Source organism: Mycolicibacterium aurum (assembly GCF_900637195.1).
Lineage (GTDB): Bacteria > Actinomycetota > Actinomycetes > Mycobacteriales > Mycobacteriaceae > Mycobacterium > Mycobacterium aurum.
The window spans coordinates 1,271,919-1,284,145 of the sequence record NZ_LR134356.1; the positions used below are offsets into that span (position 1 = coordinate 1,271,919).

Here is a 12,227-nt window from a genome sequence, read left to right on the forward strand (position 1 = left end):
TCGATAGACTGGCTCGGTGGGATGGCACACCGGTCCGCCGAGCTGGACCGAGATGGAACGCGTACTCAACGGCAAGCCGCGCCGCGCCGGCTGGCCCATCGACGCGCACGTCGGCGATGGCGGGGACAGCCCGGCCTGGTCGCGTAAGCGTGGGCAGTACGAGGCGCCCGGGGGGCGCGGCCGCCCGGTGGATGCTGTTCGGCAGACGCCCTACGCCGAACTGCACGCCCATTCGGCCTACAGCTTCCTCGACGGTGCCAGCACGCCGGAGGAACTCGTGGAGGAGGCGGCCCGGCTCGATCTGCGGGCCATCGCGTTGACCGACCACGACGGGCTCTACGGGGTGGTGCGGTTCGCCGAGGCGGCCAGGGAGCTCGGCATGGCCACGGTGTTCGGCGCGGAGTTGTCCCTGGGGGGTGGAACCCGCACGGACGTTCCCGACCCGCCCGGGCCGCATCTGCTGGTGCTCGCCCGCGGGCCGGAGGGCTACCGGCGGTTGTCCAGGCAGCTGGCGGCAGCGCATCTGGCGGGTGGCGAGAAGGGGGTGCTGCGCTATGACGTCGACTCGCTGACCGAGGCCGCGGGCGGACACTGGCAGATTCTCACTGGCTGCCGCAAAGGGCATGTCCGCCAAGCGCTTTCCGCAGGTGGTCCGGAAGCCGCGGCGGCGGCGCTCGCCGATCTTGTCGACAGGTTCGGGCGTGACCGGGTCACCGTCGAGCTCACTCACCACGGCCACCCGCTCGACGACGAGCGCAATGCCGCCCTCGCCGCGCTCGCCCCGCGGTTCGGTCTCGGGGTGGTCGCCACCACCGCCGCGCACTTCGCGGAACCGTCCAGGGGCAGGCTCGCCATGGCGATGGGCGCGATCCGGGCCAGGAACTCGGTCGACGAGGCGGCGGGTTACCTTGCCCCGCTGGGAGGTTCGCACCTGCGGTCAGGCGCGGAGATGGCGCGGGTGTTCGCCCACTGCCCGGAGGTGGTCACCGCCGCCGCCGAACTCGGTGAGCAGTGCGCCTTCGGCCTGGCTCTGATCGCTCCGCAACTGCCGCCCTTCGACGTGCCCGACGGGTATACCGAGAACAGCTGGCTGCGGCACCTGGTGATGCAGGGTGCCCGTGAGCGTTACGGCCCGCCCGAACGCGCCTCCCGTGCGTACGCCCAGATCGAGCATGAGCTGGCGGTCATCGAACAGCTGAACTTTCCCGGCTACTTCCTGGTGGTGCACGACATCACCCGGTTCTGCCGGGAGAGTGACATTCTGTCCCAGGGCCGGGGATCGGCTGCCAACTCGGCCGTCTGCTACGCGCTCAAAGTCACCAACGTCGACCCGATCGCCAACGAGCTGTTGTTCGAACGGTTTCTGTCGCCGGCGCGCGACGGTCCACCCGACATCGACATCGACATCGAATCCGATCTGCGCGAGAAGGCGATCCAGTACGTCTACGACCGCTACGGACGGGAGTACGCCGCACAGGTGGCCAACGTGATCACCTATCGCGGTCGCAGCGCGGTGCGGGACATGGCTCGCGCGCTGGGGTTTTCGCAGGGGCAGCAGGACGCCTGGAGTAAACAGATCAGCCAGTGGGGCAATCTGGCCGACGCGACCCACGTCGAGGACATTCCCGAGCCCGTGATCGACCTGGCCATGGAGATCTCGAACCTTCCGCGACACATGGGCATCCATTCCGGCGGCATGGTGATCTGTGACCGGCCGATCGCCGATGTGTGTCCGGTGGAGTGGGCGCGGATGGAGAACCGCAGTGTGCTGCAGTGGGACAAAGACGACTGTGCAGCAATCGGTTTGGTGAAGTTCGATCTGCTGGGCCTCGGGATGCTCTCGGCGCTGCACTATGCGATCGACCTGCTGGCCGAGCACAAAGGGCTCGAGGTGGATCTGTCCACGCTGGATCTGTCCGAGGCCGCCGTGTACGAGATGCTGCAGCGGGCCGATTCGGTGGGGGTGTTCCAGGTGGAGTCCCGGGCGCAGATGGCCACCCTGCCCCGGCTGAAGCCGCGCATGTTCTACGACCTGGTGGTCGAGGTCGCGCTGATCCGGCCCGGACCGATCCAGGGCGGGTCGGTGCACCCCTATATCAAGCGCCGCAACGGGGAGGAAGAAGTCACCTACGACCATCCGTCGATGGAGTCGGCGCTGCGAAAAACCCTGGGCGTGCCGCTGTTTCAGGAGCAACTGATGCAGCTGGCCGTCGACTGTGCCGGATTCTCCGCCTCGGAGGCAGACCAACTGCGCCGGGCGATGGGGTCCAAACGGTCCACGGAGAAGATGCGCCGGCTGCGCCAGCGCTTCTTCGACGGGATGGCCGACCTGCACGGAGTCACCGGAGAGGTGGCCCAGCGGATCTACGAAAAGCTGGAGGCGTTCGCCAACTTCGGTTTCCCGGAGAGTCATTCGCTGAGCTTCGCGTCGCTGGTGTTCTACTCGTCCTGGTTCAAGCTGCACCATCCCGCGGCGTTCTGCGCGGCGCTGCTGCGGGCGCAACCGATGGGTTTCTACTCGCCGCAGACGCTCGTCGCCGACGCCCGACGGCACGGCGTCGCCGTGCACGGTCCGGACGTCAACGCCAGCCTCGCGCACGCCACGCTGGAGAACGCGGGGCTCGATGTGCGGCTGGGTCTCGGCAGCGTGCGTCATATCGGCGACGAGCTGGCGGGGTTCCTGGTTGACGAGCGGAAAGCGAACGGGCCCTTCCGGTCTCTGACCGATGTGACCCGACGGGTGCAGCTGTCGGTGCCGCAGACCGAGGCGCTGGCCACCGCGGGCGCGCTCGGATGCTTCGGGATCACCCGGCGGGAAGGTCTGTGGGCGGCCGGCGCCGCGGCAGGCGAGCGGCCCGACCGGCTGCCCGGCGTCGGGTCGGCATCGCACATCCCGTCGTTGCCCGGGATGACCGAGGTGGAGTTGACCGCTGCGGACGTGTGGGCGACCGGGGTGTCGCCGGACCGCTATCCGACCGAGTTCCTGCGCGAGAACCTGGACGCCATGGGTGTGGTGCCTGCCGACCGGCTGCTGTCGGTACCGGACGGCACCCGGGTGCTGGTGGCGGGAGCGGTGACACATCGGCAGCGGCCCGCCACCGCACAGGGGGTGACGTTCATGAACCTCGAGGACGAGACCGGCATGGTCAACGTGCTCTGCTCCCGCGGGGTCTGGGCCCGGCACCGCAAGCTGGCGCAGACCGCGTCGGCGCTGGTGGTCAGGGGCATCGTGCAGAACGCCACGGGGGCGGTCACGGTGGTGGCCGACCGGATGGGGCCGCTGAGCATGCGGGCGGCGCCGAAGTCCCGCGACTTCCGTTGAGCCTCAGCCGATCACGACCAGTACGGCCATCCCGTTGTCGGCCGCTGAACGGTAGAACGACTGCAGTTGGTCGAATGACTCCTGCACGGTGTCGAGCCATCCCGGATCGGCGGCGAACCCACCCGGTTCCACCCCGTCGTCGTCCATCTCCTCCGGGTCGAACCGGTCGGCGATCAGCGTCCGATCGAACCCGCTCAGCGCCCGCTCGATCTGGGCGGTCCACTGCACGTCGTTGACGGTGGGCGAATCGTAGGCCACCTCATCGTGTCCCAGCACCGCGGCCACCAGCGGGTCGTCGAAGTCCTCGCGATCGCCGTCCGGGCCCGCCAGCACGTACACCAGCGCCTCGTAGGCGTTGGTCAGGTCCAGCAGTAGACCCTCGGCCCGGTCGCCGGAGGCCAGCATCCCCAGCGCGGCGCCCGGCTCCTCGGCGCCGAGCGCGGCGGCCAGCATCTCGGCCCGGACCGCGCGATACGTTGCGTAATCCCCCATGGTCGGAGGCTACGCCCGTGCGGTCCGGCATCGACGCCGCGAGCCGAATGTAATCTCGGGACAATGAACCTCAACCTCTCCGCCGATGAAGTGTTGACGACCACCCGATCCGTGCGTAAGCGGCTCGATTTCGACAAGCCGGTGCCTCGCGAGGTGCTGATGGAATGTCTCGACATCGCACTCCAGGCGCCGACGGGTTCCAACACCCAGGGCTGGCAATGGGTGTTCGTCGAGGATCAGGAGAAGAAGAAGGCGCTGGCCGACATCTACCGGACCAACGCGACACCGTATCTCGATGCCGAAAAACCCACCTACGGCGACAGCCGAGACGAGCGGACGCCGCTGGTGGTCGACTCGGCGAAATACCTCAACGAGCACCTCGACAAGGTGCCGGTGATGCTGATCCCGGTGCTGGAAGGCAAGGTCGAAGGCACCCCGTCCGGCCACAGCGCGGGATTCTGGGGTTCGCTGCTGCCCGCCGTGTGGAGCTTCATGCTGGCCCTGCGGTCCCGCGGGCTGGGGTCGGCCTGGACGACGCTGCATCTGCTCGGCGACGGCGAACAGCAGGCCGCAGAGCTTCTCGGCATCCCGTTCGACAAGTACAGCCAGGCCGGACTTTTCCCGATCGCCTACACCGTGGGCACCGACTTCAAGAAGGCCAAGCGGCTGCCCGCGGAGCAGCTGACCCACTGGGACACCTGGTAGACCGCGGGGTCAGACCGCGCCGGCGAAACCCTGCTGGCGCCATGCTTCATACACCGCGACGGCGGCCGCATTCGACAGGTTCAGCGAGCGGCGCCCGCTCAGCATCGGGATCCGCACCTGCGACGTGATGTGCGGGTCGGCCAGGGTGGCCTGGTCGAGGCCGGTCGGTTCCGGACCGAACATCAGCACGTCGCCGGGCCGGTATGCCACGTCGGCGAAGGACGCGCTCGCATGCGCGGTGAACGCGAACACCCGGTCCGGAGTCAGTGCCGACCATGCCGCGTCGAGGCCGCCATGCACGGTGACCGACGCCAGATCGTGGTAGTCCAGGCCAGCGCGGCGCAGCTTCGGTTCGGACAGATCGAAACCCAGCGGTTCCACGAGATGGAGTTCGCAGCCGGTGCCCGCGACCATCCGGATCGCGTTACCGGTGTTCGGAGCGATCCGCGGCGAATAGAACATGACGCGGAACACCGCGAGCTACCTCCAGACGTATGGGTCCCTGGAAGGTTACGTCGCCGCCGCCCGCGTCAGTCCAGGCATGCTCCGTAGCTGGCGACCGACACCAGACCGGCAAGGGTGTCGAGGTCGACCACCTCACCGCTCATCGCTCGCATCATGGGGGAATCACCGATTTCCGAGGCATCGGCCAGCAAGGCCATTTCCACTCCGTTGTGGACCATCGTCGCACCTCCAGTGCAGCCGGGGCACCCGTCGAAACGCTCGAATCGGCGGGTCTCGTGCTACTCCATTGTCGCGACGGCGAACCTCGAAAAGGTAACGAACACCTACCGTTTCGGCGGATGGCCGCCGAGCGCCAAGCGACTAGTCGAGACTTTCTTCGTAGCGGGCGATGGCCGCCAGGCCGTCGTGCACCTCGATACCGACCACTTCGCCACCCATGGCCCGCATCATCGGTGAGTCGCCGATCTGCGAGACGTCGGCCAGCGTTGCCTGCGTATCCGGATCCTCGTGCATCGTCGCACCTCCAATATGGGCGCAGTACCCGTCGATCCGGAGTTTCAATCGCGCGCGCCGAAGGCGCGGTGTTCACGGGCGTCGCCGGCCGGTGGGCAGCTTTGCTGGGCTGGATGGCGGCGGCTCGTCGGTGTGTTTGCGGGCGTCCGCTGCTGGTGTAGCAACGGTGGAAAGCCCGAGGTCGGGCTGGCATACTCGTCCAATTGCCAGGCCCAGCACGCTCGCCCGCCTGAGAGCACCGTCCGCAGGAAGCCTTATGAACGACGCTCGATCTCTGATCTGCGCGCGCCCGACCGACCGCGCGGGTCGACGGTGAAGCCCGACCACCGGCCGTCGCGACTGGCGCTGTCCAACTGGCCGGTCCGGGCCAAGGTGCTGGCCATCGTGATGGTGCCGCTGGTGCTGGCGTCGGTGTTCGGTGGCCTGCGCATCTACTCCAGCACGCAGTCTGCGGTCGACCTCGACCGCGCCTCCGCACGGGCCGACATGGTGCCCGCCGTGGCCGAGTACATGGCAGCGCTGGAGGGCGCCATGGTGACCGCCACCGAAGGCGGCAACACCCAGGCCGCCGCCGCGGCGTACGAGTCCAGCAAGACCGAGCTGGAGCACCTGCTCGGTGCGGCCCCGGTCGACGACAGCGTCCGACTGGCGACCAATACGTTGATCGACTACGGGCAGGACCTCCTCGACAAGATCGCCGCCAACACCATCGATCTGCGCGGGCGGGTGATGAGCTACGCACCCCTGCTCGTCACGGCAGAGACCGCGATCTCCGGTCTCGTCGGCGCCGACGATGCGAGCGTGCGGGCCGAGGGCGAGGCACTTTCGCGTGCCGTCGGCGCCCGGGGCCAGATGGCGCTGCAGCAGATGCTCGTCACCCGGGGCGGCGAACTTCCCGAACCCGATCTGCGGTCGGCCATCGTCGCCATCGCCGGCACCGAGCCGGCGACCGTGACGGCGATGGGCGCATTCCTCGGCGGCGCGTCCGACCGGGCGGCCACGCTGCGCTCGGAAATGGTCAGGCGGCTGTCGGTGCTGTCCGATCCCGCGTCGGTGCTGGTCGGTAACCCGAACCTGCTGGCGTCCCAGCGGGTCACCTCCGACATCGCCGAGGGCGTGATCGCGCTGACCTCCGACGAGATCCCGGCGACGGTGGCCCAGCGCGCGGACGACGCCCGCACCGCGGCCATCCGCGACGCCGCACTCGTCGGTGCCGCGATTTTGATCGCGCTGGTGATCGTGACCCTGGTCGCCCGATCGATGGTGCGGCCACTGCGCACGCTGCGCGACAGCGCGCTGAAGGTCGCCCACGACGACCTGGCGCGTGAGGTCGAGCACGTGCGCACCGACGGCAAGGAGTTCCCGGTGCAGCCGATCCCGGTGCACACCACCGAGGAGGTCGGGCAGGTCGCCCATGCCGTCGACGAGCTCCACCAGCAGGCGATCGCCCTGGCCGGCGAGCAGGCCCGCCTGCAGCTTCAGGTCACGGACATGTTCGAAACGTTGTCGCGGCGCAACCGTTCGCTGGTCGACCAGCAGCTCTCGCTGATCGACCGGTTGGAGCGCGACGAGGAGGATCCGGAGCGGCTGGACAGCCTGTTCCGCCTCGACCACCTGGCGGCGCGGATGCGACGCAATGGCGCCAACCTGATGGTGCTGGCGGGTGCGCAGGTCGCGCGCGAGCAGTCCGAACCCGTGCCGGTGAGCGCACTCGTCAACGCCGCCGCGTCGGAAGTCGAGGATTACCGGCGGGTGAGCACCGAGGGTCTCCCCGATAGCGAGATCGACGGCGCGGTCGCGGGCGATCTGGTGCACCTGCTGGCCGAACTCCTCGACAATGCGCTGCGGTACTCACCCCCGACCACCCCGGTCCATGTGTCGGCCGTGCACACCGGCAACAACGGCCTGGTGGTCGAGGTCAGTGACACCGGCCTGGGGATGACGGAGTCGGACCTGCGGGTGGCCAACACCCGGTTGCAGTCCGGCGGCGAGGTGAACCCGTACACCGCGCGGCACATGGGCCTGTTCGTGGTGGGCAGGCTGGCCACCGCCCACGGCTTCGTGGTCCGTCTGCGCAGCACTGTCGCCGGCCGACCCGACTCGGGCACCACTGCCGGGGTGTACATCCCGGCCCGCCTGCTGGTCCGCTCCGGGCTGACGCGGCACCCCGAGCCCGCGGAACCGATGCCCGAGGTCACCGTCGCTCCCGCGCTCGAACCCGGCTGGGGCGTCAACGGCGTCAATGGCGTCAGGAGCGGCAGCGCCGTCAGCGACGACCGAGATGTCGATGCCGCCGTCCCGGCCGTCGAACTGCTGCCCCAGCGCCGCCCGGGCGCCAGTGGGATCGCCGACACCCCGGCCACGCCGTTCGAGCCGATCCCGGTGGCTTCCGCCCAGCCGACCCCACCGGCGCCACGGCAGGATATCGCCGCGTTTCTGTCGGCACGGTCTCAGCCACCCGCCCCGGCGGTCGATCCGGAACCGGCGCCGACGGCCAACGGGCATGCGCGACACTCGGCGCGCGGCGAGGCCGCCGATGACGACGCGATCTACAAGAAGATGCTGTCGGAGTGGCTCGTCGACCCGCACGAGTTGTCCTACAGCACCGACCTCAACTGGAAGTCCGTCTGGGACAACGGCTGGTCGGCGGCGCGGGCGGCAGAGTCGGTGCCGGTGCGCGACCACACCGTCGACGGCCTGCCGGTCCGCCAACCCGGTGCCCGTCTGGTCCCGGGGACGGCCGACGGTGCGCCGCGGCCGGTGGCATCGGCAGGCGAGTCCGTGCGCGATCCCGACGCTGTCCGTGCCAGCATCGGCGGCCACTTCGGTGGTGTGCAGGCCGGCCGCAGGCGGGCGCAGGAAACACCGGGAGCGCACAGGGAATGACGGAACCCGGTGCATCGCTCGACTGGCTGGTGGCGCGGTTCGCCCGCGAGGTATCCGGGGTGTCGCACGCCATCCTGGTGTCGGCCGACGGCCTGCTGATGGCGTCCAGCGAGCACATCCCCGGGGAGCGGGCCGACCAACTGGCCGCGGTGGCGTCCGGGCTGGCGAGCCTGTCCGCGGGAGCCGCGCGGCTGTTCGAGGGCGGCAATGTCCTGCAGTCGGTCGTCGAAATGGACAACGGGTACCTGTTGCTGATGCGTGTCGGTGACGGGTCCAACCTCGCAGCGCTGGCCAACCGCGGCTGCGACATCGGCCAGATCGGTTATGAGATGGCGATCCTCGTGGAGCGGGTGGGCGCCGTCGTGCAGTCGCAGCGCCGCAGCCCGCAGCACTCCTGAGCGCGCATGGGGGCGCACGACAGGGAGCAGGGCCGCAGCGAGCCGAATCTGGTGCGCCCGTACACGCTGACGGCGGGACGTACCGACGCCGGTGTGCAACTGCCGCTCGAGGCGCCGATCGGGGTAATGACGCCGTCGCAGCCGTCCCGCTGGCCGGGCAACGACGTCCGTGGTCAGATCCTGTCGCTGTGTACCGAGCGCCCGTCGGTCGCCGAGATTGCCGCGCATCTCTCGCTTCCGCTCGGCGTGGCGCGGGTACTTGTCGGTGATCTGGTGGTGCAGGGTTATGTGCAGGTGCACGCCACCCTGGCGGAGGCCGCGACGGCCGATGAACGACGAGAACTGATCGGAAGGACACTGCGTGGCCTCAGGGCACTCTGACTCTCGCGGCCGGGCGGCGTCGACCAAGATCGTCGTCTCCGGCGGCTTCGGTGCGGGCAAGACGACCTTCGTCGGAGCCGTGTCGGAAATCGTGCCGCTGCGCACCGAGGCGCTGGTGACCAACGCGTCGGCCGGGCTCGACGGACTGGACGCCACCCCCGACAAGACGACGACCACGGTGGCGATGGACTTCGGTCGCATCAGCCTCGACGACGATCTGGTGCTGTACCTGTTCGGTACCCCGGGGCAGCGCCGGTTCTGGTTCATGTGGGACGACCTGGTCCGCGGGGCCATCGGCGCGATCATCCTGGTCGATGTCCGCCGCCTCGAGGACAGCTTTGCCGCTGTGGACTTCTTCGAGGCGCGCAACCTGCCGTTCCTGGTTGCCGTGAACGAGTTCGACGGCGCGCCCCGCCACGCGTTGAGTGCGGTGCGTACCGCGCTGGCACTGCCGGAGCGGGTCCCGGTCATCACGGTCGACGCCCGAAGCAGGGAGTCGGCCAAGGCCGCGCTCATCACCGTCGCCGAGTATGCGTTGAGTCGGCTGGCGCCGACCGGCTGAATGGACTCCCACGAAGCCGATCGCGAATTCGACGGCGACGAGTTCCGCGACGAGGATCTCAGCCGGCTGCGCACCGAACGGGTCGTGTTCACCGAATGCGACTTCACCGGTGCCGACCTCAACGACTCCGAGCACATCGGGTCCGCCTTCCGCAACTGTACGTTTCGCCGGACTTCGCTGTGGCACAGCTCCTTTCGGCACTGCAGCTTCCTGGGCTCGACGTTCACCGAGTGTCGGATGCGCCCGCTGACACTGGTCGAGGTGGACTTCACGCTGGCGGTCCTGGCCGGCGTCGACCTGCGCAAGGTGGATCTGTCGGACTGCCGACTGCGCGAGACCAGCCTGGTGGGCACCGATCTGCGCGAGGCCGTGCTGGCGCGTGCCGATCTGACCGGCGCGCGGGTTCAGGACGCCAGGCTCGACAAGGCCGACCTGCGCGGGGCCCGGGTCGACCCGACGTTCTGGACCACCGCCGCGCTGCGTGGCGCCAAGGTCGACATCGAGCAGGCGATTGCGTTCGCCGCTGCCCACGGCCTCGACATCGGGTGAGCCCGGCGTCGCCGCTGGTCAAAAAACCGCACGCCACAGGGTGTTTGACCCCATAGCCAGAAAAGTCGCATGTGTGATGCGCAATTACTAGCGTCGGTGATGGTTCGACAACCGAAAGGAACCCCCGATGACCGTCACCGCAGCACCCGTCGAGTTGGATCCCGCGCAGGCGCAGATCGTCTCCGCAACGCTTCCGCTCATCGGCGCGCACATCGATGAGATCACCACGGAGTTCTACCGGCGCATGTTCAGTGCGCACCCCGAACTTCTGCGGACTCTGTTCAACCGTGGCAATCAGGCCCAGGGCGCGCAGCAGCGCGCCCTGGCAGCGGCGATCGCCACCTTCGCGAGCCACCTCGTCGACCCCGAGCTGCCGCATCCGGCCGAGTTGCTGTCCCGCATCGGGCACAAGCACGCTTCGCTAGGGGTGACCGCGGACCAGTACCCGGTGGTGCACGAGCACCTCTTCGGTGCGATCGTTGCCGTCCTCGGCGAGGACACCGTCACCGCGGACGTCGCGCAGGCCTGGGATCGGGTGTACTGGATCATGGCCGACACGCTGATCGGGCTCGAGCGCGAGCTCTACGGCGCGGCGGGGGTGGCCGACGGCGACGTCTACCGCCGGGCGCGGGTGGTCGCACGGGTGGACACCCCCTCCGGCACGGTTGTGCTCACGGTTCGCCCTCAGGGTGGAGAGTTCGGTGATTTCCTTCCCGGACAATATGTTTCGGTGGGTGTCACGCTGCCTGACGGCGCCCGTCAGCTGCGCCAGTACAGTCTCGTCAACGCTGCGGGCGGCGGCGAGCTGACATTCGCGGTCCGGCCGGTTGCTGCCGTCGCCGGTCGACCCGCCGGCGAGGTGTCGTCGTGGATCGCCGCCAACGTGTGGGTGGGTGACATGATCGACGTCACGGTGCCCTTCGGTGACCTGCCCGCACCCGACGGTGGTACACCGCTGGTCCTGATCTCGGCGGGCATCGGGATCACGCCGATGATCGGGATTCTCGAGTACCTCGCAACGTCGGCTCCGCACACACCGGTGCAGGTGCTGCATGCCGACCGCAGCGAGCAGGTGCATCCGTTGCGCGAACGCCAGCGCGAGCTGACCGAGATGCTGCCCGGCGCGCGCCTGGACGTCTGGTACGAGGACGGCCCACCGGCGGGTACACCGGACGCGCACACCGGGCTGATCGACCTGGCCGCCGTCGAGTGGCCCGACGACGCGCACGTCTATCTCTGCGGAAACGACGGTTTCGTGCGCGCGGTGCGCGCGCAGCTGAGCGCGCGCGGCATCACGCAGCGGGTGCACTGTGAACTCTTCTCGCCCAACGACTGGCTGCTCGGTTAGTCGGGGCTGAGCGCGCGGGTCACGAGGTCGGCGATCGTCCGGCAGAAGTCCGGGTCCACCGGCAGATCGGTGTACAACGCCAAGGTGTGGATCGGGGAGGTCAGCAGTTGCAGGGCGACAAGAGGTTTGACATCGCTGCGCAGCTCGCCCCGTGCGGCGGCACGCTCGAAGATCTCCTCGATCGCCGCGCGCCGCAACAGCCAGAACTGCACCCGGGTGTCGGAGTCGACCACCAGCGACTTGCTGTCGACCACGAGCATCCTGGCGATCCGGCGACCGATCTCGTTGTTGAGGTGATTGCCGATCGACAGTGCGAGCACGGTGAGATCGCCGTGCAGTGACCCCGTATCCGACTGCGGGACCATGGATTCGCTGTAGGTGCGCAACGTGTCGATGATGAGTTGGCGCTTACTGGTCCAGGTCTGGCGGATGTAGTCGGCGGTGAGCCCCGACCGCTGGGCGACGCCCTCGATGCTGAATCTGTCCACGCCCCACTGCTGGACTTCGGCGAGCGCGGCGTCGAGCACCGCGGCGCGTTGCGACTCGTCGGCCTCGGACCCCACGTTGTCCCCCTGTGTCCCCCTGTACCTTCCCGGGCGCCGAGAG

At 68.8% G+C, this 12,227-nt stretch carries 13 protein-coding genes; 8 read left to right on the plus strand and 5 right to left on the minus strand.

The genetic code is table 11. The features are described from left to right. Positions 1-16: 16 nt before the first annotated feature. Positions 17-3,322 carry an error-prone DNA polymerase gene (locus EL337_RS06185; protein ID WP_048630169.1) on the plus strand — a complete coding sequence of 1,102 codons (3,306 nt, stop codon included), beginning with the start codon at positions 17-19 and terminating at the stop codon, positions 3,320-3,322. 3 nt (positions 3,323-3,325) lie between these two features. On the opposite strand, the gene EL337_RS06190 is transcribed toward EL337_RS06185, so the two are convergent. After that, positions 3,326-3,814: a DUF1877 family protein gene (locus tag EL337_RS06190; protein WP_048630170.1), complete on the minus strand. Its 489-nt coding sequence runs from the start codon at positions 3,812-3,814 to the stop codon at positions 3,326-3,328. Between the two features lie 63 nt (positions 3,815-3,877). On the opposite strand from EL337_RS06190, the gene EL337_RS06195 reads away from it, so the two are divergent. Next, positions 3,878-4,519 carry a nitroreductase family protein gene (locus tag EL337_RS06195; protein ID WP_048630171.1) on the plus strand — a complete coding sequence of 214 codons (642 nt, stop codon included), beginning with the start codon at positions 3,878-3,880 and terminating at the stop codon, positions 4,517-4,519. Positions 4,520-4,528: 9 nt separating this feature from the next. Here the strand turns inward: EL337_RS06195 and EL337_RS06200 are convergent, their stop codons facing one another. The 3 genes from EL337_RS06200 to EL337_RS28695 all read right to left on the minus strand — a co-directional run bounded on the left by EL337_RS06200 (position 4,529) and on the right by EL337_RS28695 (position 5,497). Continuing rightward, positions 4,529-4,993 (minus strand): tRNA (cytidine(34)-2'-O)-methyltransferase, encoded by a 465-nt coding sequence (locus EL337_RS06200; protein WP_048630172.1) that lies wholly within the window; start codon positions 4,991-4,993, stop codon positions 4,529-4,531. Positions 4,994-5,049: 56 nt separating this feature from the next. Beyond that, positions 5,050-5,202, minus strand: a complete 153-nt coding sequence (locus EL337_RS28690) for a hypothetical protein (RefSeq protein WP_170216909.1) — start codon at positions 5,200-5,202, stop codon at positions 5,050-5,052. Between the two features lie 142 nt (positions 5,203-5,344). Next, positions 5,345-5,497, minus strand: coding sequence for a hypothetical protein (locus tag EL337_RS28695; RefSeq protein ID WP_170216910.1), 153 nt, complete (start codon positions 5,495-5,497; stop codon positions 5,345-5,347). A 312-nt stretch (positions 5,498-5,809) separates the two neighbouring features. Between EL337_RS28695 and EL337_RS06205 the strand changes: the two genes are divergently transcribed. From EL337_RS06205 to EL337_RS06230, 6 genes are all read left to right on the plus strand, one after another. Beyond that, complete coding sequence (locus EL337_RS06205) at positions 5,810-8,383, plus strand: HAMP domain-containing sensor histidine kinase (RefSeq protein WP_232786679.1); 2,574 nt, start codon at positions 5,810-5,812, stop codon at positions 8,381-8,383. Then, positions 8,380-8,781 (plus strand): roadblock/LC7 domain-containing protein, encoded by a 402-nt coding sequence (locus tag EL337_RS06210; RefSeq protein WP_048630173.1) that lies wholly within the window; start codon positions 8,380-8,382, stop codon positions 8,779-8,781. The genes EL337_RS06205 and EL337_RS06210 overlap by 4 nt, the downstream gene beginning before the upstream one ends. Before the next feature lie 6 nt (positions 8,782-8,787). After that, positions 8,788-9,162: a DUF742 domain-containing protein gene (locus EL337_RS06215; RefSeq protein WP_048630174.1), complete on the plus strand. Its 375-nt coding sequence runs from the start codon at positions 8,788-8,790 to the stop codon at positions 9,160-9,162. After that, positions 9,143-9,724 carry a GTP-binding protein gene (locus EL337_RS06220; protein WP_048630175.1) on the plus strand — a complete coding sequence of 194 codons (582 nt, stop codon included), beginning with the start codon at positions 9,143-9,145 and terminating at the stop codon, positions 9,722-9,724. Before EL337_RS06215 ends, EL337_RS06220 begins: the two co-directional genes overlap by 20 nt. Further along, a complete protein-coding gene (locus EL337_RS06225) occupies positions 9,725-10,273 on the plus strand; it encodes a pentapeptide repeat-containing protein (RefSeq protein WP_048630176.1) in 549 nt (182 codons plus the stop codon). It begins immediately after the preceding gene. A gap of 127 nt (positions 10,274-10,400) precedes the next feature. Beyond that, positions 10,401-11,621, plus strand: coding sequence for a globin domain-containing protein (locus EL337_RS06230; RefSeq protein WP_048630177.1), 1,221 nt, complete (start codon positions 10,401-10,403; stop codon positions 11,619-11,621). Here EL337_RS06230 and EL337_RS06235 read toward each other — a convergent pair. Then, positions 11,618-12,184 (minus strand): TetR/AcrR family transcriptional regulator C-terminal ligand-binding domain-containing protein, encoded by a 567-nt coding sequence (locus tag EL337_RS06235; protein WP_048630178.1) that lies wholly within the window; start codon positions 12,182-12,184, stop codon positions 11,618-11,620. The two genes, EL337_RS06230 and EL337_RS06235, sit on opposite strands and share 4 nt — an antisense overlap. Positions 12,185-12,227 lie beyond the last annotated feature (43 nt).

Excerpts from the sequence above, each read along its gene's own strand:
- EL337_RS06190 (WP_048630170.1), bottom strand. The coding sequence starts at position 3,814 with ATGGGGGATTACGCAACGTATCGCGCGGTCCGGGCCGAGATGCTGGCC.
- EL337_RS06195 (WP_048630171.1), top strand. The coding sequence starts at position 3,878 with ATGAACCTCAACCTCTCCGCCGATGAAGTGTTGACGACCACCCGATCC.
- EL337_RS28690 (WP_170216909.1), bottom strand. The coding sequence starts at position 5,202 with ATGGTCCACAACGGAGTGGAAATGGCCTTGCTGGCCGATGCCTCGGAA.
- EL337_RS28695 (WP_170216910.1), bottom strand. The coding sequence starts at position 5,497 with ATGCACGAGGATCCGGATACGCAGGCAACGCTGGCCGACGTCTCGCAG.
- EL337_RS06210 (WP_048630173.1), top strand. The coding sequence starts at position 8,380 with ATGACGGAACCCGGTGCATCGCTCGACTGGCTGGTGGCGCGGTTCGCC.
- EL337_RS06215 (WP_048630174.1), top strand. The coding sequence starts at position 8,788 with ATGGGGGCGCACGACAGGGAGCAGGGCCGCAGCGAGCCGAATCTGGTG.
- EL337_RS06225 (WP_048630176.1), top strand. The coding sequence starts at position 9,725 with ATGGACTCCCACGAAGCCGATCGCGAATTCGACGGCGACGAGTTCCGC.
- EL337_RS06230 (WP_048630177.1), top strand. The coding sequence starts at position 10,401 with ATGACCGTCACCGCAGCACCCGTCGAGTTGGATCCCGCGCAGGCGCAG.